This window comes from Enterococcus sp. AAFC-DPL-5182 (assembly GCF_058216605.1).
The window spans coordinates 192667-217353 of record NZ_CM177101.1 but is presented as its reverse complement, the minus strand read 5'-3'; the positions used below and the strand labels follow the sequence as shown (position 1 = coordinate 217353).

The 24687-nt window shown below is 38.4% G+C and carries 20 protein-coding genes and 1 pseudogene; 1 reads left to right on the top strand and 20 read right to left on the bottom strand.

What is annotated here, in order from left to right:
• Positions 1 to 5 precede the first annotated feature (5 nt).
• The 15 genes and pseudogenes from smc to AC4BB7_RS00925 form a co-directional block, all read right to left on the bottom strand.
• Positions 6 to 3584 carry a chromosome segregation protein SMC gene (smc, locus tag AC4BB7_RS00995; protein ID WP_490484087.1) on the bottom strand — a complete coding sequence of 1193 codons (3579 nt, stop codon included), beginning with the start codon at positions 3582 to 3584 and terminating at the stop codon, positions 6 to 8.
• 23 nt (positions 3585 to 3607) lie between these two features.
• A complete protein-coding gene (rnc, locus tag AC4BB7_RS00990; protein WP_010770450.1) occupies positions 3608 to 4300 on the bottom strand; it encodes a ribonuclease III in 693 nt (230 codons plus the stop codon).
• A gap of 234 nt (positions 4301 to 4534) precedes the next feature.
• Positions 4535 to 4942, bottom strand: a complete 408-nt coding sequence (gene ndk, locus AC4BB7_RS00985; protein ID WP_490484086.1) for a nucleoside-diphosphate kinase — start codon at positions 4940 to 4942, stop codon at positions 4535 to 4537.
• A gap of 157 nt (positions 4943 to 5099) precedes the next feature.
• Positions 5100 to 5432: pseudogene (locus tag AC4BB7_RS00980) on the bottom strand (ASCH domain-containing protein); the annotation flags it as partial.
• 174 nt (positions 5433 to 5606) lie between these two features.
• Positions 5607 to 6803, bottom strand: a complete 1197-nt coding sequence (locus AC4BB7_RS00975) for an MFS transporter (RefSeq protein WP_490484085.1) — start codon at positions 6801 to 6803, stop codon at positions 5607 to 5609.
• Between the two features lie 249 nt (positions 6804 to 7052).
• The gene (locus AC4BB7_RS00970) at positions 7053 to 8831 is read right to left on the bottom strand and encodes an oligopeptide ABC transporter substrate-binding protein (protein ID WP_086315141.1); all 1779 of its coding nucleotides are present in this window, start codon (positions 8829 to 8831) and stop codon (positions 7053 to 7055) included.
• Between the two features lie 17 nt (positions 8832 to 8848).
• The gene (locus tag AC4BB7_RS00965) at positions 8849 to 9754 is read right to left on the bottom strand and encodes an ABC transporter permease (RefSeq protein ID WP_490484084.1); all 906 of its coding nucleotides are present in this window, start codon (positions 9752 to 9754) and stop codon (positions 8849 to 8851) included.
• A 31-nt stretch (positions 9755 to 9785) separates the two neighbouring features.
• The gene (gene opp4B / locus AC4BB7_RS00960) at positions 9786 to 10748 is read right to left on the bottom strand and encodes an oligopeptide ABC transporter permease (protein WP_010770444.1); all 963 of its coding nucleotides are present in this window, start codon (positions 10746 to 10748) and stop codon (positions 9786 to 9788) included.
• Positions 10748 to 11692 (bottom strand): ATP-binding cassette domain-containing protein, encoded by a 945-nt coding sequence (locus tag AC4BB7_RS00955; protein ID WP_086315098.1) that lies wholly within the window; start codon positions 11690 to 11692, stop codon positions 10748 to 10750. Before AC4BB7_RS00955 ends, opp4B begins: the two co-directional genes overlap by 1 nt.
• Complete coding sequence (locus AC4BB7_RS00950; protein WP_490484083.1) at positions 11692 to 12699, bottom strand: ABC transporter ATP-binding protein; 1008 nt, start codon at positions 12697 to 12699, stop codon at positions 11692 to 11694. The genes AC4BB7_RS00955 and AC4BB7_RS00950 overlap by 1 nt, the downstream gene beginning before the upstream one ends.
• 226 nt (positions 12700 to 12925) lie before the next feature.
• Positions 12926 to 13165: an acyl carrier protein gene (gene acpP, locus AC4BB7_RS00945; protein ID WP_010761893.1), complete on the bottom strand. Its 240-nt coding sequence runs from the start codon at positions 13163 to 13165 to the stop codon at positions 12926 to 12928.
• Between the two features lie 143 nt (positions 13166 to 13308).
• Complete coding sequence (plsX, locus tag AC4BB7_RS00940) at positions 13309 to 14307, bottom strand: phosphate acyltransferase PlsX (RefSeq protein ID WP_086315094.1); 999 nt, start codon at positions 14305 to 14307, stop codon at positions 13309 to 13311.
• A 320-nt stretch (positions 14308 to 14627) separates the two neighbouring features.
• Positions 14628 to 16682, bottom strand: a complete 2055-nt coding sequence (gene recG, locus AC4BB7_RS00935; RefSeq protein WP_422392078.1) for an ATP-dependent DNA helicase RecG — start codon at positions 16680 to 16682, stop codon at positions 14628 to 14630.
• Positions 16683 to 16767: 85 nt separating this feature from the next.
• On the bottom strand, positions 16768 to 18441 hold the full coding sequence (locus tag AC4BB7_RS00930) for a DAK2 domain-containing protein (RefSeq protein ID WP_086315089.1): 1674 nt from the start codon (positions 18439 to 18441) through the stop codon (positions 16768 to 16770).
• Between the two features lie 67 nt (positions 18442 to 18508).
• Complete coding sequence (locus AC4BB7_RS00925; protein WP_010761897.1) at positions 18509 to 18871, bottom strand: Asp23/Gls24 family envelope stress response protein; 363 nt, start codon at positions 18869 to 18871, stop codon at positions 18509 to 18511.
• Between the two features lie 266 nt (positions 18872 to 19137).
• Here AC4BB7_RS00925 and rpmB point away from each other — a divergent pair, with 266 nt between their 5' ends.
• Entirely contained in the window at positions 19138 to 19326 is a 189-nt protein-coding gene (rpmB, locus tag AC4BB7_RS00920) for a 50S ribosomal protein L28 (RefSeq protein WP_010761898.1), read from the top strand.
• A gap of 44 nt (positions 19327 to 19370) precedes the next feature.
• Here rpmB and AC4BB7_RS00915 read toward each other — a convergent pair whose 3' ends face one another.
• From AC4BB7_RS00915 to AC4BB7_RS00895, 5 genes are all read right to left on the bottom strand, one after another.
• Positions 19371 to 20015, bottom strand: coding sequence for a thiamine diphosphokinase (locus AC4BB7_RS00915; protein WP_490484082.1), 645 nt, complete (start codon positions 20013 to 20015; stop codon positions 19371 to 19373).
• A complete protein-coding gene (gene rpe, locus AC4BB7_RS00910) occupies positions 20015 to 20665 on the bottom strand; it encodes a ribulose-phosphate 3-epimerase (RefSeq protein ID WP_086315085.1) in 651 nt (216 codons plus the stop codon). Before rpe ends, AC4BB7_RS00915 begins: the two co-directional genes overlap by 1 nt.
• Before the next feature lie 44 nt (positions 20666 to 20709).
• A complete protein-coding gene (rsgA, locus tag AC4BB7_RS00905) occupies positions 20710 to 21609 on the bottom strand; it encodes a ribosome small subunit-dependent GTPase A (RefSeq protein WP_490484081.1) in 900 nt (299 codons plus the stop codon).
• Between the two features lie 129 nt (positions 21610 to 21738).
• Positions 21739 to 23928: a Stk1 family PASTA domain-containing Ser/Thr kinase gene (gene pknB, locus AC4BB7_RS00900; RefSeq protein ID WP_490484080.1), complete on the bottom strand. Its 2190-nt coding sequence runs from the start codon at positions 23926 to 23928 to the stop codon at positions 21739 to 21741.
• Positions 23925 to 24674 carry a Stp1/IreP family PP2C-type Ser/Thr phosphatase gene (locus tag AC4BB7_RS00895; RefSeq protein ID WP_086315080.1) on the bottom strand — a complete coding sequence of 250 codons (750 nt, stop codon included), beginning with the start codon at positions 24672 to 24674 and terminating at the stop codon, positions 23925 to 23927. The genes pknB and AC4BB7_RS00895 overlap by 4 nt, the downstream gene beginning before the upstream one ends.
• Positions 24675 to 24687: the final 13 nt, after the last annotated feature.

Below are 24687 nucleotides of genomic sequence, written 5' to 3'. Positions count from 1 at the left end.
TACAGCTAAGTTTCGGCAACGATTGCGCCGCCTTCTTTGACTTCTTCCAAACGAACAGAAACGATTTTCGACACACCGGATTCTTGCATTGTTACACCATATAAGACATCTGCCGCTTCCATTGTCCCTTTACGGTGAGTAACCACGATAAATTGCGTATCGTCTTCAAATTCACTTAAATAATGCCCAAAACGAGAAACGTTAGCGTCATCTAAAGCCGCTTCAACTTCATCCAAGACACAGAAAGGAACTGGTCTAACACGGATGATGGAGAATAATAACGCAATCGCTGTTAAAGCTCGCTCACCACCGGAAAGTAAGCTTAAGTTTTGTAATTTTTTACCTGGCGGCTGTGCTTCGATTTCTACCCCAGTATTCAGTAAATCTTCTGGATTTGTCAAAATCAGCTCTGCTCGACCACCACCAAACATATTTGGAAACACGACTTTAAACTGTGCTCGTATCGCTTCAAAGACTTCACTAAAGCGTGCTTTGACTTCTTCATCCATCTCACCCATTGTTTCGAACAACTGCTCTTTAGCGTCTAACAAGTCATCACGTTGAGACACTAAAAACTCATGGCGTTCATTCACTTGCTCGTATTGCTCGATGGCGTTGAGATTGACTGGACCTAAGCGTTCGATATCACGTTTCAAACGTTTCACTTCGATTTTTGCCTGCTCTTTGTCGATTGATAATTCATAATCTTCACTCGCGCGCTCGAAGGTCAAACTGTATTCTTCTTGCAGGTACTGCAACGAGTTATCTAGTTTGATTTCTGAACGGTTTTTCTCGACTTCGATTTTGGTTTGTTCCGTTAATAAATGTTGTTGTTGTTTATTCTCTTCAGCCAAACCTGTATCGATTCGATCGACTTGCTCTTGTAGTTGGTGACGAGCTGTTTTCGCTTCTTGAATGCTTATTTGAAGTTGCTCTTTTTTCTCTGCTAGTTGTTCTAATTGAACCGCTAAGCTCTCTTCTGTGACTTGATGATCTGTTGAATGATCATTCAATTGTTGTAATTGCTGGCGTAATGCTGTTTCCCTTGCTAGGAATTCATCTAGCTGGGTTTGTTTTTCTACTACTTGCTCTGTTAAATGAGCCAATTGTTCAGCAGCGACCGCTTGATCTGCCTGCACTTGGTTGAATCGTTCAAACGCTTCAGCTCTTAACGTTTCCATTTGGCTCGCTTCTTGATCAACTTGCTTCATTTCTTGATCCAAACGTTCTTTTGTCTGATTCAGCTCTTGTTGTTGTTCCGTTAGTTCTTCTTTTCTTGCTTGATACTCCGTTAAAAACTGATGCAGTTCACGCGCTTCAAACTCAAACAGTCTTTTTTCTTTAGTCAAACGAGTGATCGTTTCTTCTTGATTAGCAAGTTTATTTTGCAACTCTTGCTGTCTCAAGCGGCTCGTTTCACCAGTGGAACGTAATTGCTCAAGTTCTTCATTTAATGCTTTGACTTCATCTGTTAATTGTTGGACTTCTTTTTCATTAGCTGTTAATTGCTTTTCAACCCGTTCCATCTGTTCAGTCAACGTTTGAAGTTCTTGTGTTTGAGAGAATAAACTACCTTGGTTGCCTCGTTTATTGGCACCACCTGTCATCGATCCTCCTGAGTTCATAACATCACCCTCTAAAGAAACGACGCGGTATTGGTAGTTTACAGCCTTCGCTAACTGATTGGCACTTTCTAGTGTCTCCGCTAACAATGTTACCCCTAAAAGATTTTGGATCACGTTACTGACATCTGCAGAGAATTGGACTAACTCGCTGGCAATTCCCAAAAAACCTGGAATGTTGCTGACACGCTCACGCACGGCGCTTGAAACATTTCTTGGTTTGATCGTGGTCAATGGTAAAAAAGTTGCTCGACCGCTGTGTTGTTGTTTCAAGAATGTGATTCCAGCACGTCCGTCTTTTTCTGTTTCCACAACTACATGTTGTGCCGCACCACCCAAAGCTGTTTCGATTGCTACAGTATAATCTTTCGGCACATCGATCAATTCCGCAACTGCTCCAACGATTCCAGTTAATTGGTCTTTATGTTTTAAAACGGCTCGAACCCCTTGATAAAAGCCTGAATAATTCTCTTGGATTTCTTGTAAGCTTTTTTGGCGAGCTTTGGCCTGTTGAACTTGGTTCATGGCTTGATACATATTTTTTTGTTTCACAGCCAGCTGACCTTGCTTTTGATCTAGTTTATTTTTTAATTGAGTATACTGTTCTCTTTGATCTGTTAATGATTGATCCGATGCGGATAAATTGGCTTCCAACTCTTCTTTTTCGGCTAGAGCATCTGCCATTTGTTTTTCTAACGCTTCATGTTTTTGAATTGATTGTTGGTTTTTAGCCGTTTCTTGTTGATATTGACGTTCCAAATATTTTAAATCGTTGGTAGTATTAGCTTGTTCTTGCATTACTTCTACATATTGGCTACGTAACTCTTCTAATAGTTCTTTTGAGGACTTACTGTACTTTTCAACTTCTAGTTCTGAAACTTTGATTGCCTCAACTAGTGATTCACGCTGCGTTTTTTTCTCAGCAACTTTTGCTTGTAGATCTTGTACTTCTTCACGATAGCGAGTGATTTTTTCGGCATTTTCTGCTAATGACTGCTGATATTCGCTTGTTGTCTGCATCGTATGTTTTGAGCGCTCGACTAAAACATCTTTTTGTCCCTCAGTTTGTTTCAGCGCTTCTGTGATTTGGAGCAACTGTTGCTGCTCTGTTTCGATTTGTCCATCCAATTTATTTCGTTTACCACGCAATTGGAACAATTCATCCTCTGAATCACGGATTTTTTTACTTGCAGCAGCTAGTTTTTCTTCAATCTCAGCAAGTTCAGCAGTTTTTATTTTCCAAACTTCTTTTGCAGCTTCGATCTCAGTTACCGTTAAACTAACGTCGATTTCAGTCAAGCTTTCTTTAAGCTTCAAAAACTCCTTGGCCGCTTCGCTTTGTGCAGCTAGAGGAGTCAGTTGATCTTCTAATTCATAGATGATATCTTGCACACGACTTAAATTATCTTCTGTTTCAAATAGTTTTTGTTCTGCTTTTTTCTTGCGTTGTTTATACTTTAAAACACCTGCAGCTTCTTCAAAAATACCGCGACGGTCTTCAGGTTTACTATTAAAAATCGCTTCAACTTTCCCTTGAGAAATGATCGAAAATGATTCTTTCCCTAAACCAGAATCCATAAATAAATCGTGGATATCTTTCAAACGACAAGCTTGTTTATTGATATAGAAATCACTTTCCCCAGTTCGACGATAGCGACGTGTCACACTGATTTCAGTAAAATCTAACGGTAAAAAATGATCACTATTATCTAAGACAACCGTTACTTCGGCAATATTCAACGCTTTACGACCTTCAGAACCAGCGAAAATAATATCCGGCATTTTGCCTCCGCGGAGGCTTTTTGCCGATTGCTCGCCTAGGACCCAGCGAATCGCTTCGGTGATATTACTTTTTCCACTGCCATTTGGTCCAACGACAGCCGTCACACCATTTTCAAACTCTATAACGGTTCGATCCGCAAAGGATTTAAATCCTGCGATCTCAATTCGTTTTAAATACACGAATAAAACGGCTCCTTCCAAGCTTACTCAGGATTTTGTTTCAGCGCTTTTTCAGCGGCATCCTGTTCTGCTAATTTCTTCGATTTTCCTTGGCCTGTTCCGATCAACTTTTCATTGACGTAAACTTCAACGAAAAAGATTCGATCATGGGCAGGACCTTCCTCATTAACTAAACGGTAGTCAATATTGACATCCCCTTGGCGTTGCAAAACTTCTTGTAAATGTGTTTTGTGATCCATCTCATGTGAAAAAGCACCGGCATCGATTTTAGGAAAAATGACTTCTGCAATAAATTTTTTGACTGCATCCACTTTTTGATCTAAAAATAAAGCACCTAAAAATGCTTCAAATAAATCACAAAGTAACGCTGGACGTGTTCGGCCGCCAGAATTTTCTTCACCTTTGCCAAGAAGAATATATTGGTCAAAATGACATTCTTTCGCAAATTTGGATAAACTATCTTCGCGCACGATCGCTGCCCGCATTTTCGTCAGTTTGCCTTCCGGCATTTCTGGGAATTGTTTATACAAATATTGAGAAACCAATAATTCTAAAACGGCGTCTCCTAAAAATTCTAATCGTTCATTGTCAGATAGTTTCAAATAGCGATGCTCATTCACATAGGATGAATGGGTAAAAGCCTGTTCTAATAGGTTGACATCATGGAAAACAATGCCGTAACGTTCTTTTAATTCTGTAGTTAACTGATTGTCCATTTGCTACATTCCTTTAAGTTTATTTACAACCTTCTCTATTATACTTTTTTTTGCGGAATTTTTAAATGGTTAGGGAGGAATTGCACTAAAATCACTGCTTAATTCATAGTATTTGAAGGATTTCCTAATAATTTTTGTGTATTTTTATCATAAACAGCACATTTTCTAGTATTCATTTGGATTGAAAAGATAAAAAGCGTTCAAGATTGATAACAAATCTTGAACGCTTTTGCTTTATTTTGATTCAGAAAAGAATCGTTTGATCTCAACCATAGCCGCTTCCGGTGAATCTGATGCATGAATAATATTTTCATAGCTATTAGCACCATAATCTCCTCGAATCGTTCCCGGTTCAGCTTCTAAACAGTTTGTTGCACCAATCATTTTGCGAACAGTTTTAATGACGTTGGACCCTTCTAAAACAAGATAAACGACTTCTGATGAGGTCATATATGTCATCATGTCTTCAAAGAAATCAAATTTTTTAACATGAGCATAATGTTCTTCTGCTAGTTCTCTGGACATTTTTGCTACTTTTAATTGGCTTAATTTTAATTGCTTTTTCTCAAATCGTTGAAGAATTTCTCCAACTAATTTACGTGAAACGCCATCTGGCTTGATGATAACTAGTGTTTGTTCCATTTGATTTCTCTCCCTATTTTAAAAATGCGTTTTGAAAGCGCTTAACAAAAAGATTATCATTCTTCCAAATTTATGTCTAGGATACAAGTGACAAAAAAAGAAGGTTCTTTGTCACTGTTAGATATAAGTCTTTGAAGTAGTCAGTGTAGAGAGACTATTAGTCCACCTTTTTAAAATATACACATTCCAATTTTGTGGTATCTGTCAGTTCTTGGTTGTATTTTGATAAAAGATTCGCATAGTATTTCCAATGAATATCATACCAATTCTGGAAACTTTGATCTCCTTCTTTGATTGCAAAATCATTCGTTATCGAGGCAAAAGTAGTGATTGTTACCTCTTCCACTTTAACTTCACACACTTTTCTATTTTGACTATCTTGAATAATCCATTTGTCTCCCACTTTAGTTGATTCTTTTACTCCGATTTCTTGCAAATATAACAGTGAAGATGTTGCAACTTTTATCCCACTATCGACGAGATTTGCAAGTTGCTCCTGTTCATTTTCTTTTCACCAAATTTAATTACTTTGTGGCCCATTCTATCATTCTCCTTAATTTTCGTTATAATCGTTCTTGTACGCTAAAATATAAAAGCGAGTAGCTATGAACTCTACTTCATAACTACTCACTGTTTCCCTCTTACATATTATCTCAGCTAAAAATTATTCATCAAATAATGACTCTTTATTCTTCGCTATCATAGCGACGACAAATAATAAAATTCCCGATAAGACAAATACTGTTCTCACACCAAGATACTCTGAAACTAGTCCCATAGAGACCGAAGCCAAAGCAAATGTCCCCGTATAAAGTACATTCATCGAAGCATAAATCGAAGCAAGTTTATCTTTTGGAATCTTCTGTTGTATAGCAGTCGCTTGAGGAATATTTTTGATTTGAGAAAATATCCCAACAAAGACAGAACAAATCAAAATAAATATAGGATGCCACCCTGGAACAACAAAAAAGGTCACAATAGCACCAAACAACGAACCTGTAATAACTGCTTTTGATTTATTTTGATTGATCCAATTTGAATATCTCATCACAATAATACTTCCAAGCATAGCTCCCGCAAAGTAAGTGGCGTTTATGTACCCCCACCAACTTTCAGAAACGTGTAAAACTTCTTTCACGTAAACTAACACGATCGCTGAAACCCAAGCTGTATTCGCAATATTCTCGAGAATATCCATCCTAACAACCACACGAACAAGCGACTGCTCACGAATCCCTTGCCAACCTACAAGAAAATTTTCCCATTCATTTTTTTCTGATTCTACGCGTTTAGTAACTTTTGGCTGCAGCCATAAAATAATAGCCGAAATCGCAAATACTCCTACATCCAACCACAAAAGATTCATCACCGAAAAAATAATCAATAATGACGATCCGATCGCCCAACTACCTATACTGACAACTTGTAACATGGTATTAAAAATACTATTGGCTCGAATCAAATAATGCTCACTAACATAGTGCGGTATTAAAGCTGTACTAACTGGTTCAGCGCATCCGTCTAAAAAAGCAATCCCTGCAATAAATACGTATAAAATGGTTAAATCAAGATGCTCGACATTCAACTGTAAATAAGTCGCTAAACCCGCTAAAATAATTGTCTTAAACAATTGGCTTACCTGCAAAATTTTTGATAGCGATACACGCACCACGATCAATGGTGTCAACAAACCTGACAGAACCATACTCCCTGTGATAATGACGGGGACAGTTGATGCTGCTAATGCAGAATTCGTTAACGAAAAGACAGAGCTCACGATTGCAATCGTATAAATAGTATCACCAATATTAGAAATCATTTGACCTACAATAAGTTTGTTGAACGCTATATTTTTATTCATTTTTCTCACCTTCACTTAGAAGAAACGAAAATTTCGTTCTTCATTTTTTTCGTCCTTGACCAAGTGAAGTATTTTAAATATTCATAGGTGATTTCCTCCAGATCCCATAAAGATTAGCATACTCTTTCATTTCCACTAATTTTTTAACCATTTTCTCATACTATTACTTTTAGTTCAACCCTTCAACGCAAAAAGACACTTCCAAATACTAATGGAAGTGTCTTTTTTACTATCTTCTAGCCCAATAAATTAACGTTTTTCTGCTGTCAATTCAATATCATAGAAGTCTCTTGTTTCTTCATAATTCCAAGTAAATGATTTCACGCGATCATTAACTGGCATGATTTCGTTACGATATAATGTTGGAATAACTGGTGCTTGTTCAAACATATATTCTTGCCATGCATCGTATGCTTCTTTACGTTTTTTATCGTCAAATGACGCTTTTGAATCAATTGCTTTTAACAGTTTGTCATTTTCTTCTGAAGCAAAACGTGAGTAGTTGAATGCTGCGTTACGACTATATAATCCTGCTGGAGATGGCGCACTGTTGACACCCCAAGCAGCTTGGAATACGTCGATTTCTGGATCATCATTTTTGATTTTATCGTAGAATGCTTGGAAATCGATTAAACGGCCTGTTGCTAATTTCACATCTAAACCAATTTCTTTCCATTGTTGTAGATAGTAATCTGCTAAAGGTTGAGCTGTTTCGCCACCTGCCATTGAAGCAAAGTTGATGGTTAATTTTTCACCCTTAGGATTTTCTCTAAGGCCATCGCCATCTGTATCTTTATAACCAGCGTCATCTAAAATTTTCTTCGCTTTATCTAAATCATATTGATAGCCTTTAACATCTGTATTGTGCAATGTTTTGAAGATTGGTGGAATCAACGTTGTTGCACCAGTACGTAAGCCATTGTAGAATTTTTGTCCGATTGCATCATTATCCATCGCATAGCCCATTGCTTGACGTAATTTCACATCCGCCATTTTGGCATCTGGATTCATGATAACTTCGCCTTTTTCTTTATCAAATGTTCCTAATTTAAATCCAACATATGTGTATGCTAATTCTTCACGGCCTAACATTTGATAGTCTTCTGAATCTTTATAAGTTGGGAAGTTATCAGTTGGCATTGCGTAAACCATATCATATTTTTTCGCTTTCACTGCTTCAACGATTGAAGCAGTTGGCACGTTGGTAAATACAATTTTATCTAATTTAGGTTTTCCTTTGTAGTAATGTTCATTTGGTAAGTATTCCACAGATTCACCTGTTACGATTTTACTCATGTAGTAAGGACCGTATGTTACAGGATTTTTGCGGACTGCATCACTTTTTTCTTGGTCTTTGATTGGAATATCTTTAAAGATATGTTTCGGCATTGCACTTGTATAAACGCCACCGTCTAATTGCAGCATGCCTGGATTCATTTCTTTATAAGATACTTCGATTGTTTGATCATCTACTTTTTTGATACCTGAGATAGTGTCTGCTTTTCCATCATGGTACTCTTCCATTCCAACAATGTTAGTAAAGTTGTCATCATAGCGAATTCCTGTATAGTCTTTACTTCCAATCACTTCATATGGATAAATCAAATCATCAGCAGTTACAGGTTCACCATCTGACCATTTAATATTTTCTTTCAGAGTGATCGTTGCTTTTTTATTATCAACATCTAAATCTAACTTAGCAGCACCGTCATCTGTGATAACAAAATCTTCATCATAACTAAATAGTCCTTCATCAGAAGGTCTCATATAATGATAATCGTAAGCATCTTGATAGTATATTTTAGAAAATAATCCTTTAAACTGAGTATCTGACGCAACTGCAACTTCCAAAGTCCCGCCTTTGATTGCTTCTTTGTCATTTTTGACCTTCATTGTAAATTTACTGATATCCTCAGTTTCGACATTCTTGTTGCCTGAATCTGATTTCTTACCTCCACCGCACGCAGCTAATGTTACAGCTACCACTGCTGTTAATGTAATTAAACCCAAAAGTTTCTTGCTTTTCACACTACTTCCTCCTCTTCTTAACCTAAACGTTGTCTAGCATCTGCTGAACGTTTAAACGCTTGGCCAATATAATTTATACATAACATCATTACCAAAATCAGCACTGATGCAGGTACCCAGATCCATGTTTTATTTGCTAAAACATCGCCATTGCTGGCATATCCGATCAATGTTCCTAAACTCGGTACATTTGTCGGCAAACCAAATCCTAAGAAAGTCAATGTTGTTTCGATCCCGATATTTGCCGCAAAGTTGATCGTTAAGTTCGTGATGATCAATGAACTTAGATTTGGCATAATCTCTCGAAACATGATTTTAAAATCGCTTGTTCCTAGCGTCTTTGAAGCACTCACATAGTCTCTGCGAACCTCAGATAACGTTTTGCTTCTAAACAACCGCGCTTTTGCGACCCAGTAAAAAGCACTCATGATTCCCACGAAGGACCAAACGTTATAGTTAGGAATGATCGTAACAAATACAATGATGATCATCATGATCGGCAAAATCATGATAAAATCAACCACACGCATCACTGCATTATCAAACATTCCGCCATAATATCCTGAAACAATACCGATACCTACACCGATGATCGATGTTAGAATCGTGATCGCAAAACCGATCACAACAGAATTACGAGCACCAATGATCAATTGACCAAGCACATCACGTCCGCCTTCATCTGCTCCTAATATGAAATTTCCACCAGGCTCGGCATATTTATCTAAAATACTGACTGTCATTACTTTGTCTTGATCGGTCAATAAAGCACCGATAAAAACAACCAATAGAATGGCTACTAACAGTACAAGTGAGAAAATCGCTAATTTATCTTTTTTGAATTCTCTTGCGATCATTCGAAATCCCATTGGTGGGATTGTTTCTGGTACAGCAACTGCTGTGTTTTCTTTATTTTTATCCATCTCGTCTCTTCCTCTCCTTAAAATTGATTTTCTATTGAACCCGAATCCGCGGATCTACAAGACTCATCACGATATCTGAAATCAGATTTCCGACGAGTGTCGCAACTCCTAAAATCAATACTAAGGCGGTGATTACTGCGTAATCCCGTTGTCCGATCGAGTCGATAAATAATTTTCCAATTCCTGGATAACCAAAGATCTTTTCGATAACTACTGAACCACTGATCAGAGCTGTGATTTCGTAGCTAAGTTGAGAAACGATTGGTAAAGAGGCGTTTCTGAAAATATGTCTTGTATAGACTTTATTTGTCGGTACCCCTTTTGAACGAGCTGTCCGCACATAATCCAAGGATTGAGAATCAATCACTTCATTACGTAAATATTGAATCGTGATCGCCGTTCCTAAAAGTGCTTGAGACAATGCTGGTAAAATCAAATGATAGAACCGATCCCAAATATACGCACCCGTTCCAGGTTCAACACCACTGGAAATCGAACCAGTTGTTGGGAACCAATCTAAACGATAGCCGAAAACAAAAAGCATCACTAATGCAAAAATAAATGGTGGCACTGCAAAACTGAAAAAGTTATAAATCACCACAAATTTATCTAAAATGGAGTTTTGATAACGACCCGATAAAACACCTAATGGTAAAGCGATCGCATACATGATCACAACTGTTACTAAGGATAGCAGGATCGTATTCACTGCACGGCTTCCGATCAATGTTGAGACTGGTAATTTAAAGATAAAACTCTCCCCAAAATCACCATGGAAAACATTGACGATCCAACGGACATATTGTGTTGTCCACGGATCATTCAGCCCAGCTGATTCACGCATTTTTTCAATCACTGCTGGATCGGTATTGGGGTTGATCAAACCAGTAAAGGGATCACCCGGCATCATTTTGGCTAACATAAAAATCAGTACGCTTAAAATCAAGATTTGAGGGATCATAAAGAGTACACGTCGTAAAATCGTTTTCCACATTAGATCTCACCTCCATCTTTTAGCGCTACTTGATGTGTTTCACTAATTTTACGTAAATCATATACGCGACCATTTTGATCGTAATAATCTTTTTGATGCTCGATATATTCTTTTTCTACTTGACGACGTTGCGCTTTGTGTTCTTCGCGATTTGCAACATCGATTTTAGGGATTGCTGATAATAAGCGTTTTGTATAGATGTGTTGTGGATTTGTGTAAATGTCCTGACGTGTTCCAATCTCTACAAAACGACCTTTATACATAATTGCGATATTATCACACATATGCTTTACGACACCTAAATCATGTGAAATAAATAAGTAACTCAACCCATATTCTTCTTGGATATTTTTCATAAAATTCAACACTTGTGCTTGCACAGATAAATCCAACGCTGAAACTGGCTCGTCTGCAATAATCAACTTAGGGTTCGTTGCAACAGCCCTAGCAACACCTAAACGTTGACGTTGTCCGCCTGAGAATTCATGCGGATACTTGTACAATGCGTCTTCCGGCATTCCAACGATATCTAAAAGTCCTTTGACCTTTTTCTTTTCTTCTTGATCGCTCAACCGTTCAAAATTGCGAATTGGTTCAGCAATAATATCCAGCACACGTTTTTTAGGATTCAAGCTAGACATTGAATCTTGAAAAATCATTTGAACGTCTTTGTTGTATTTCATCGCTTTGCGATTGTGCGCTTTTGTCACATCTTTGTCCTGATATGAAATACTACCGCTCGTTACCTTTTCTAAACCGATGATTGCTTTTCCAGTGGTTGATTTTCCCGAACCTGACTCACCAACTAAACCGTATGTTTTGCCTTTTTCGATAATAAAATCAACACCATCAACCGCCAATACATGATCAGTTACTCTATTAAAGAAACCGCTACGGATAGGATAATGAACTTTCAAGTCTTTGATTTGAATGATTTCTGCCATTATACTTCCTCCCGATCGTCTCTAAAATGGAAATGCTGATAACACGTACAACGGACAAAATGCCCTTCTGACACTTCATGCAAAGTTGGCTCTGCTTCATGAGCATCTTCTGAAATCCAAGGAATTCTTGGCGCAAAACGGCATCCTTCTCTTGGTAATTTACTCAACGAAGGTACCACCCCTTCAATTACGTGCAACTGACTATCATCTGAATTTTCTTGTGGAATCGATTGTAATAATGAACGTGTGTATGGATGTTTGGGATTGTTAAACAATTCTTCAGCCGTTGCAACTTCAACAAATTGCCCTGCATACATCACCGCTACCTTATCCGCCATTTCAGCTACTACACCTAAATCATGAGTGATCAAAATAATTCCAGAACCTGTTTCTTCCTGTAAATCCTTTAATAAATCCAAAATCTGTGCTTGGATCGTTACGTCCAATGCTGTTGTTGGTTCATCAGCGATAATGATTGCTGGTTTGCATGCAATCGCGATTGCAATGATCACACGCTGACGCATTCCTCCAGATAACTCATGAGGATATTGTTTTCCTACTCGTTCAGGATTTGGTATTCCTACTTGAGTTAATAGTTCAATCACTCGCGCTTGTTTTTGCTCTGTGTTCATATCTGTATGATAGGTCAAGCTTTCTTTTATCTGCTCTTCAATTCGCATCAAAGGATTCAACGCCGACAATGGATCTTGGAAAATCATCCCGATATCGTTACCGCGTATTTTGTTATATAGTTCTTCATTAAATGTAGTCAAGTTCAAGTCTTTATAAATAATTTCTCCAGTTACACGGGTATTATTTGCATCATGTAACCCAATAATCGTTGTCGCTAAGGTACTTTTCCCACAACCAGACTCACCAACGATTGCCATGATTTCATTTTTTCCTAATTCAAAGGACACATCATCAACTGCATCATAGTACTCATCTTTAATACGAAAACCTGTGTGCAGATGTTGAACGTCTAATAATTGATTTCCATCACTCACTTTATACACTCCTCCACGCTAATTAAATCACTTATTACAATAAAAAATCTTATTAAAAAACCATATCTTTTTAAACTTTTTCGGTATATTCTCATTGTAATCATTTTTAAGCAATTGTATATAATATTTGTAAAAATTGCAACATTTTGGTAATGCAAAATCGGCTATATGGTAAAAAAAGTGGAACAAAACAGGGTTTGTTTTGTTCCACTTTTTTCATTTCAAATTATAAGTTATTCATAATATAATCTACAGCGGCACCAACTGTTTCAATTTGCTCTGCATCTTCATCAGAAATTTCTGTACCAAACTCATCTTCCAGCTCTAAAACAAATTCCATTACACTAATTGAATCTGCATTCAAGTCATCTTTAATGTTTAATTGATCTGTCACTTTCTCAGCTTCAATATCAAAGTGGTTTGAGATAATCTTCGCTACTTTTTCAAGTACTTCTTCACGAGTCAACTGTATTCACCTCCACTGCTTTTGAAAAGCGTTCATCATGATTGAGTTAAACGCTATGATACATTGTACTCACAATTGATTGATTTGTCCATCTTTTTTTGCAAAACTATTACAATACGGTTGCAAATAGGTTGCGAAAATAGCTATTCTTTTGTTTCATAATAACGAACAAGTTGAGGTACGACCTCTGTTTTTAACATTGTATGAATCTGACGAATCGTATAACGAACAGCCTCTGGTCCAGTTGATCCGTGAGTCTTGATGACTGGTGCTTTCAATCCAAACAGAACCGCTCCACCGTGCTTAGAGTAATCCATTTCATCTTTCATACCACGTAACGCATTTTTTAGAAGTAATGCGCCCATTTTGCCTTTAAATCCTTCTGCCAGAATCGAAGATTTTAACAGTCCCATCATATTCAAGGCTGTTCCTTCGATTGATTTTAAAACAGCATTCCCTGTGAAACCATCAGTCACAACAACATCGGCTGCTCCACTTAGTAAATCACGTGCTTCCACATTACCAATAAAGTGAATTCCTTCTTCTTCTGAAAGCAATTCAAACGCTTTTTTAGTCAGCTCGCTGCCTTTCGTTTCTTCAGAACCATTATTCAACAGCGCCACACGTGGCTTCGTGATATTTCTAACTTTTTCGGCATAAAAAGAACCTAGCACTGCGTATTGAACAAGATGCTCTGGTTTATTATCGGCATTCGCACCTAAATCCAACATATCAAACCCGCCATCTGGTTGACCAATCACTGGTAAAGTCGACATCAAACCCGGACGTTCAACGTTTTTGATACGCCCAACGATAAATAATCCTGCGGCTAATAACGCACCTGTGTTACCTGCAGAAAAAATTGCATCAGCTTCTCCATTTTTGACCGCTTGTGCTGCCAACACCATGGAAGCTGTCTTCTTACGACGAATCGCTTTTACTGGCTCATCATCACTATTGATTTTTTCATCCGTATGGATAATCGTAATATTCGTTTCATCTGTTACATATTTTTTAATTTCATCTTCTTTTCCATAAAGTAAAAACTCAATCTCAGGAAAATCCTGTTTGGCTAACATCACGCCTTCAACAATAGCCTGCGGCGCATGATCGCCACCCATTGCATCAACTGCAATCTTCATAACATAGTCCCTCCTAGGTAAATTACAATAAGTAGTATAACATATCGAAAAGCGGAACGAGCCGTTTAGACCTCGATCAAATTAGGAAAATGCTGGAAAGATGCTCTTTATCTTTTCAGCATTTTGTCTATTTGTTGAGAGGTCTGGCTCGTGTAGCTAGATCAGCGAAAAGCGGAACAAAGCGTTTAACTCTCATGAAACCGAGCCCTTTGTTTTTGACACTTAGAATTGATGAGATCGAAATGAAATATAGTAGGTACCTCTCTACATCAACTCAGTTCATTCCTTGAGAGTTGCTTCATACAGCTCCAAATCTTTTTTTAATCAAAAAATTGCTGCTCACCATCATTCGGCTTGATTTTATCAGCCACTCCACGATACTCTGGTAACACCCACCATTGTTCCTTTTTCCAAATATCGCTTGCTTCTTGACGAGCGACTTCAAGAATATTGAAATCTGTCACAATATCTCCGACAGCAAATTGCGGTACGCCAGATTGTCTAGCACCAAATACTTCTCCTGGTCCTCGTAATTCTAAATCCTTTTCGCTCAACACAAAACCATTATTGGTCTCGGTCATGATTTTCATCCGTTCTACGCCCATTTCATTTTTCGGGTTAGCAACTAAGATACAGTATGACGCATCTGAGCCACGGCCAACACGACCACGAAGCTGATGAAGTTGTGCCAATCCAAAACGATCCGCATCCATGATCAGCATAACCGTTGCATTTGGAACGTTGACCCCAACCTCAATTACTGTAGTAGAAACAAGAAGCTGCAAATTATTTTCTTTAAACTCCTGCATAATTTCTTCTTTTTCTTGATTCTTCATTTTCCCATGAAGTAATCCAACCTGATAAGTAGGATTGAAAAAAGCGGACATATGCTCAAAGATCTCTGTCGCATTTTTAACATCTAACGCTTCTGATTCTTCTATTAATGGACAAATCACATAGGCCTGATGACCACGGGCCAATTCTTTTTCCATCCACTCTAAAACAGTATCTAATTGAGGTGGTCGGATCCAACGTGTTTCTATCGGGATACGGCCAGCTGGCATTTCATCAATGATCGAAACATCCATTTCACCAAAAGCTGTAATCGCCAACGTTCTAGGAATAGGCGTCGCTGTCATAAATAAGACATCCGGTTTTAATCCTTTTTCTCTTAAGATTCGGCGTTGGTTCACACCAAATCGATGTTGTTCATCGGTGATTACCAAACCTAATCGATGGAATAAAACATCTTCTTGGATCAAAGCATGGGTGCCAATGATAATATCGATTTCACCTGTCGCTAATTGCTCAAGAATTTCTCGACGCTCTTTGGTCTTAGTCGACCCAGTAAGTAGCGCTGTACGAACTTCTAAAGGATCATATAGTTGTTGGAGGCTTTCCATATGTTGTTGCGCTAAAATCTCTGTGGGGACCATTAAGGCCCCTTGAAAGCCAGCGGTCATCGTTGCATAAAGAGCAATCGCCGCAACCACTGTCTTACCACTTCCAACATCCCCCTGTAACAAACGCTGCATATGGTTTGGACTCATTAAATCTCGACAAATTTCATTTGTTACTTTTTTTTGAGCTGCAGTCAGTTCAAAAGGAAGTTTTTGCGTAAATGATTTTAAACGATCCACATCATACTGAATCATCAACCCATTTTTTTCAGCTTTCTCTTGTCTCTTCAGGCCTTGCATTTTCAGTTGGAATAAGAAAAATTCTTCAAAAACAACACGCCGCTTCGCTTGATGACTTTCTTCTGGATTACTAGGAAAATGCATCGCAAGCATCGCTTTTTCTCTTGGCATCAAACGATATTTCTCCAAGAGATTTTCTGGTAGAATTTCAGGAATCAAATTCCCATATTTTTCAAACCCAGTACGAATCAGCTGAATCAAACTACTTTGTCGAACTTTTTTATTTACATGATAAATCGGAGCAAAATCTTCTCCATCGTTTTTTGCCGCTAGAATTTTCATGCCATTCAAGGATTTACGTTTAGCATCCCATTTTCCGTAAACAGCTATTTCTTCTGACATGACGATTTTATCTTTCAAATAGGGTTGGTTAAAGAAGGAAACATTGATCACCGCATGGTCTTGCATCATCCGAAACATCATTCGACTTTTTTTATAGCCATAGCGGCTCACAACTGGCTCAGATACAACTAAACCTTTTAACGTGACTTTCTCTTGATCTTGAATCTCATTTAATTCCTTTTCTTGGATATCATCATATCGAAAAGGATAGTAGGATAGCAAATCTTCAATCGTTTGAATACCTAGCTCTTTTAAGTTTTCCGCACGTTTTGGTCCAACTCCTGGCAAGACACCGATATCATCTGATAGGTTCACCACTGTTCCTCCTTTCATTAATAGATACGTGATTTACTCTCTATTTGTTTATTTTCTATAGAAAAAGCCAAACAACAAGTGTCTGGCTTTAGTAAGTCATTAATTATTCAGCTGAAAATAGATATGGATAAACAGGTTGTCCACCTTCGTGAAGTTCTGTTTCTAGATCTTCGTACTCAGCCGTCAAAGCTTCTACAAATTTTTCAGCTTCTTTCATTGTACCACCCTCGCCGACAATGATCGTTACGATTTCCGTATCTTCATCTATCATGCGTTTTAGTGTATCCAATGATGCTTTAAACATATCTGGTTCAGAAACGACGATTTTACCGTCGATCATTCCTAGATAGTCATCTTTTTTGATTTCGACATTATCGATCGTTGTGTCACGTACAGCTGTTGTTACCTGTCCACTGACAACACTTTCAATCATTTCTGTCATGGTTGTTTTATTTTCTTCAAGGGTTTGTTGATCATTGAATGCAAGCATCGCTGTCATTCCTTGAGAGATTGTTTTCGTTGGAACAACTGCTACTGGAATATCTGCTACTTCTGCTGCTTGATCCGCTGCCATGAAGATGTTTTTGTTGTTAGGTAAGATAATAACTTGATCCGCATTCACTTCTTTAACAGCTTTCAAGATATCTTCTGTACTTGGGTTCATTGTTTGACCACCGCTGATGATGTAGCTTGCACCAAGGCTACGGAATAATTCTTGGACGCCTTCTCCTGCTGCAATCGCAATCACAGCATAAGGAACACGTGCTTTTTGAGCAACTGCTGCTTGAGCGTCATGTTCAACCAATGTTTCATGCTGCAAACGCATGTTGTCGACTTTGATTTTCACTAATGAACCGAACTTTTGTCCGTAGTTCATCACTTCACCTGGATGTTCCGTATGCACGTGAACTTTAATGATTTCATCGTCATTTACAACAAGTAAAGAATCACCTAATTCATTTAAGTAGTTTCTAAATGTTTCATAATCGAAGTCGCTGTCCACAGTTGGACCTTCACCGATTTGAACCATGATTTCTGTACAATAACCAAATTTGATATCTTCAGTCGCTACATGTCCGCTAACACCGCGATGATGTTCAGCATTGACCATCTCGTCCATCTCACCTGGGCTTGGTTCATAGATTTCTGTTGCCAAGAATTCACCAGATAAAGCTTCTAAAAAGCCTTCATAGATAAATAACAAACCTTGACCACCACTATCGACCACGCCGACTTCTTTTAACACAGGTAAAAGATCAGGTGTTTTAGCTAGAGCACGTTTTGCTCCTTTAACAACTGCTTCCATCACTTCGATACAATCGTCTGTTTCTTTTGCCTTACGCTCACCAGAACGGGCAGCTTCTCTAGAAACAGTCAAAATTGTTCCTTCCACAGGCTTCATTACCGCTTTATAGGCAGTCTCTACACCATGAGTAAATGCTGCTGCTAAATCTTTTGCATTCAACGTCTCAACATCTGGAATTTGCTTAGAAAATCCGCGGAATAGTTGGGATAAGATAACGCCAGAGTTCCCTCTAGCCCCCATCAATAATCCTTTTGAAAGAATCGTTGTTAGTTCTCCGACTTTTTCAGAACGAGAATCGGCTACAGCCTTCGCTCCACTTGTCATAGATAAGTTCATATTGGTTCCTGTATCACCATCTGGTACAGGGAAAACATTCAATGAGTTGACATATTCTGCATTCACATGCAGACGACTCGCACCAGCCTGAACCATCTCTTGGAACTGACTTGCACTGATTTCTGTTACATTCACCTAAAAAATCCTCCTTTGAGATTCACTGCAAATAGATGAAATTCCATCTATTCAAACAGCTGGCTACCTAGTCAGGCAACACACGAACACCTTGTACAAATACGTTGACAGAATTAGCTGTCACACCTAGCAATGTTTCAAGATTATATTTTACTTTCTCTTGTACATTACGTGAAACTTCTGAAATTTTTGTTCCATAACTCACAATTGTATATACGTCGACCGCAACGCCGTTTTCTTCTTGACGAACGACAACGCCTTTAGAATAATTTTCTTTACGCAAAATGCCATTTAAATTATCTTTGATTTGGTTTTTACTAGCCATACCGACGATTCCATAGATATCCGTCGCAGCACCGCCAACGACCGTGGCAATAACCTCATTGGTAATCTCAATGGTGCCTGCTGGTGTTTTGATTTTTACAGCCATTGATGAAAGCCTCCTTAAAGAGCACAATTGCCCTATTTTCTTCTATAATATTTTAACATAGCCATACCTTAATGAAAAGGAACTTATCTAGATAATTATAGAGAGTCTCATCGAATTTACCAATAATTGTATAATTTACATCGTTTGAAGGGAAATGTCAAACAGATTTGAAAATCCTCTTGCAAAAAACTGCCTTCTGTGATAAATTAAGTTAGTATGAGCTGAAAACTATCGCTCCGAGATCAAAGCAAAGGAGGAAACTAAAAATGGCAAAAGTATGTTACTTTACTGGTCGTAAGACAAGCAGCGGCAATAACCGCTCACATGCAATGAACGCTACTAAACGTACTGTTAAACCTAACTTGCAAAAAGTTCGTGTATTAATAGACGGTAAACCTAAAAAAGTTTGGGTGTCAACTCGTGCTTTGAAATCTGGTAAAATCGAGCGTGTTTAATAGAACGTAATCAAAAAGCTGAACGGCATGCCGTTCAGCTTTTTTTATTTATCATCGCGACTTTGGATTACGGCAATCATGCCTGCATCAAACGAAAATCCAGCTGATTCACCAACAAATTCATTACTCGCATAAGAAATAGGAAGGCTAACATCGACATGATCCAACGTATATTTACTTTCTGTCAGTGTCAGGTTTTTGACCGGTATTAAACAGCAATAGGCTAAATAAGTCATTCCTATTTCTTTTGTCACACTATACTCTCCAGGAAGATAGTAGGAGACACTATTTTGGTGATCTTTTAATTTTATTTGGTGCGCAAAACTCTGAAAACGCGATTCAAGAGGGAGCCATAAATTTGCTAGAAAGTGATCCAAACGACCACCTGTTGCACCGATGATCGTAAATTCAGCTTCTGGAAACTTTTTAAGTGTATGAGCTAAAGCTAATTGGGTATCGGTATCATCTTTTTCTGCTTGTGCCTGCACAAGTTCTTTCGCCACCCTTTGAATAAGCTGTTGTTCATTCTCCGTTAAAGAATCAAAATCTCCTACCGCCAAATCCAACGACCAACCCTGCTCTACAATATACAAGCTTCCTCTATCGATGCCCACCAAATAATCAAACTCTTCCATGCCAAACTGCGGCCACTTATCAGGCGAACCACCTGCCACAAGAAGAATATTCATTAATCTAACACAGCTCTAAGTGCAGCGATGCGATCTTTAGGGCTTTCTGAATCATAGATATAAGAACCCGCCACAAAAACATTAGCACCTGCTTCTTTACAACGTTTGGCTGTCTCCGGTACAATACCACCATCTACTTCAATATCATACGTATACCCTTTGGATTCTTTCCACTCTTTTAATTGGGCAATCTTATCTAATGAACTTTCAATAAACGATTGTCCCCCAAATCCAGGATTCACTGTCATGATCAAAACTTGATCAACTAAATCCAACACATACTCGATGGCTGACAATGGTGTCCCTGGATTGATCACCACACCCGATTTCACACCAGACGCTTTGATCATTTGGACAGCACGATGGATATGCGGCGTTGACTCTGCATGAACCGTGATGATATCTGCTCCAGCTTTCGCAAATGCTTCAATATAATTTTCCGGCTGAACGATCATCAAGTGAACATCTAGAGGTAATTTTGTCACTGGTCGAATTGCCGAGACTACGTTAGGACCTAACGTAATATTAGGTACGAATTGACCATCCATCACATCCACATGAATATAGTCTGCCCCTAATTTTTCGACTAATTGAATATCTCTTTCTAAATTGGCAAAATCGGCACTTAAAATCGATGGTGCTAGTTTCATTAAAACCACTCCTTGAATTTTGTAGGTTCGTTCTTCAACGTTTCTTATTTTTTCTTATAAATCGGTCTACGGTTCTCTATTTCTAGTAAAAACTGCAGATAATTATCATAACGTGTTTGAGCGATCGTTCCTGCCTCTACACGTTTTTTCACTTCACAACCTGGTTCTTTGCGGTGCATGCATTCGCGAAACTTACATGAAACGGCAGCTTCTACAAATTCTGGAAATTGTTTCGGCAGATCAGTAGTTTCCATTTCTAAAAAGTCGATTGAGCTAAAGCCTGGTGTATCCGCGACTAAACCGTCATACAACGGCAACAGTTCCACATGGCGTGTGGTATGTTTCCCTCGGCCTAGTGATTCAGAAATTTCATCGGTCGCTAATTGTAGGTCTGGAGAGATTTTGTTTAGTAAGGTCGATTTACCCGCACCAGATTGACCCATGAAAACAGTCAAACATTCTGGAAAATACTGCTCTAAATTCCGAACAGCGCCTTCATCATTTGCTTTTGTCGCAGCAATCACAGGATAACCAATATCTCCATAGATCTTTTTGACATCTGCTACGCTGACAGCTTCCGTACCTTTCAGTAAATCAACTTTCGTCAAATAAATAATCGGTGCAATTTCTTTATCTTCTAACGTGACTAAAAAACGATCCAACAAATTATATGAAAAATTAGGTTCGATCATACTCATAACGACTACACCTTGATCCACATTTGCTACTGGAGGACGCACCAACTCATTGTGTCTAGGATAAACTTCAAGTAAATAGCCATCGGTTGGATTATCACTTTCAAACATAACTTCGTCACCGACTAGTGGGGTGATTTTTCGATTACGAAAATTCCCGCGGGCTCTTGTTTGAAATGTTGCGCCTTCTGCATAAATGTAGTAAAAACCACTTAATGCTTTTCTGATTTGACCTTTCAGAAATGCCACCTCCTCGTTTCTATTGGTTCCATTTTAACATAGGTTGAAGAAAAGCTAAATGCAGGGCTAGAGAAATCATTTTTTCACATAAAAAAAGTGATTAAGACAATGTCCATCTTAATCACTTATGTTACTTATTTAATTATTTTCATTACCTGTTGAATCGGTTGCACTTGAGAAGTTGACTGTTACGGAAGTCCCTTTTGCGACACTATCCCCAATGCTAGGCGACACACTAATGACTTTTCCTTTAGATGCATCTCCTGATCCTTGTACATACTTCAAGCCACTGCCTTCTATTTGGGACTTAGCCTCAGCTGAAGAAAGTCCTAGAATACTTGGAACACTCACGTTACTCGGCCCAGTACTAACTTTTAGCGTAATTTTACCATTTTTAAGATCAAAGGTCGCACCTGCCCCTGGATCTTGAGAAATAACCGTTCCTTTAGACAGATCACTAGCTTCATCTACTCTTGAGATTTGATTCTCCTTGATTCCTAAACTGACTAGAGCATTTACTGCATTATCATACGTATAACTTTCTGCATAACTCCCTAAAACAACTGTACTTGATTCAGAGCTCGTTGTCGTCGTTTTATCAGGCCCAGAACTTACCGTTAATGTGATCTTACCTTTTTTAGGATTAAATGGATTACCCGCTGCGGGATTTTGAGCAATAACCAAATCTTTCGCTACAGTATCACTTGGTTTATCTACTCTAGTTATTTGACTTTCTTTAATTCCATAACTTGCCAATTCATCTACAGCATTGTTATAACTGTATCCTAAACTTGCATAGTCAGCTAAATAAATATCAGCTGGTCCTTCACTAACAACCAACTCGATTTCATCTGTTTTCGGATCTACTTCAGAACCTTCTTTTGGTGTCTGACTGATGACTTTGTCTTCATCAACTTTAGAATCCGTTTCCTTCGTAATCTTGATCTGACTTTCTTTGAAACCTAATTCACCTAATTTTTCAATGGCATCTTTGTAACTTTCACCAGTCACCTTAGGTAATTTTATTTTTTTATTGCCAGTACTAATATATAACTCAATCTCACGATTTTTCTTTACTGTAGAACCTATCTCAGGATTTGTCTTGACTACTTTTCCTTCTTCGATGTTCTCACTTTGTACTTGTTTTACTTCGTTCTTTACTTTCAACCCAGCATCTTCTAATAAACTGCGCGCTTGTGCTTCAGTCTTGTCTTCCACGTTAGGAATCTTGACTTCACTACTGCCTCGCCCAGCAAAATAAAACAAACCGCCGATAATCAAAGCCAAAGCGAATAAAATCAGAAAAATAATCAAAGGCTTTTTCTTCTTTTTCTTCTTTGTTGCCTTTTCCTGATTTTCGATCTCTTCATGTTCATTTCGTTCTTCAGGCGGTGTTTCCATTGAATTAAAAGAAGATGGCATCGCCATTTCATCCGTGATTGGGGTTAAAATTTTCGTTTCACCCATCAATCCTGTTGGTTGCCATTTCGGCTCGTTCAAGCGATTCGCTGCTAATACCGTATATAAATCACGTGACATTTCTTCAGCAGTTTTATAGCGATCAGCTGGATCTTTAGCCGTTGCATGTAATACGACATTTTCCAACGACTGAGGAATATTAGGATCAAAGTTTTTGACTGACGGCATTTCTTCTTGGAAATGTTTCAAAGCAATTGTTACGGCTGATTCACCATCAAACGGCACATTTCCTGTCAACATTTCATATAAAATGATCCCAACTGCATAAACATCGGACTGATTAGTTGCCATACTGCCGCGAGCTTGCTCTGGAGATAAATAATGGACTGAGCCCAACATCGTATTTGTTTGGGTGATTGATGTTTCTGTCAACGCAATGGCTATCCCAAAATCAGTGATTTTAACAACGCCGCTTTCATCCATCAAAATATTTTGCGGTTTTAAGTCTCTATGAATGATTCTATGTTCGTGCGCTAATGAAACTGCTGATAAGATTTGTTCCATGATATCAACAATTTTTGCATATGGAATTGGGTACTGTGTCTGGATAAATCGTTTTAGATCCATTCCCTTCACATACTCCATCACTAAGTATTGTAGACCATCTTCTTCGCCTACATCATAGACACTGACGATATTTGGATGAACCAACTCAGTTGCGGCTAAGGCTTCTCGTTGAAAGCGACGGATTGCTGCTTGATCATTTTGGAAGTCAAAACGCAGTACTTTGACAGCAACATCACGATCTAAAATCAAATCATGTGCTAAAAATACATTTGCCATGCCACCACTGCCGATATTGCCAATAATATGATATCGACCATTTAATTTTCTGCCGATTTCGATCATTGGTTTTCCTCCTTCTGTTCGTCAAAATGGATCACTAAGACAGTAATGTTATCCGCGCCGCCTGCTTCATTGGCTGTCGCGATCAATGTTTCAACTTTTTGGTTTAATGGTTTTTCTGAAAGTAAGATAGTTAGAATATCCTCTTCCGACACCATATTCGTTAACCCGTCCGAACATAGTAATATATAATCATCCGGTACCAAAAGATGATTGGCTACATCAACTTCCACCATTCTGGGCATACCTAACGAACGTGTCAATACATTTTTTCTCGGGTGATTTGCAGCCATTTCACGTGTGATTTCACCAGATTTTACAAGTTCATTGACTAGAGAATGATCCTCTGTCAATTGACGTAATTGATTATTGCGTACTAAATAAGCTCGACTATCGCCAATATTAGCCAACACAAATGATTGCTCCAGTAATACCGCACTGACGATCGTAGTCCCCATACCTAAATATTCAGGTCGAGATTGTCCTTTTTCATAAATCATTTCATTTTCGTCTTGGATTTCTTTGATCAGCCACTGTGCTGCCTTTTCCGATGTATCGATATGACTTTCTTGCCAGCGCTCACCAAGATTATTGACTGCCATCTGACTTGCAACATCGCCAGCCTGATGACCGCCCATTCCATCTGCTAAAATAGCTAGAGAAACGCCCGATTGATTCTCAAATAGCCCAGCATAATCCTGGTTGGTATTGCGTTTCCGTCCGACATCTGATTGAAAATTGATTTCCACTATGCTTCACCTC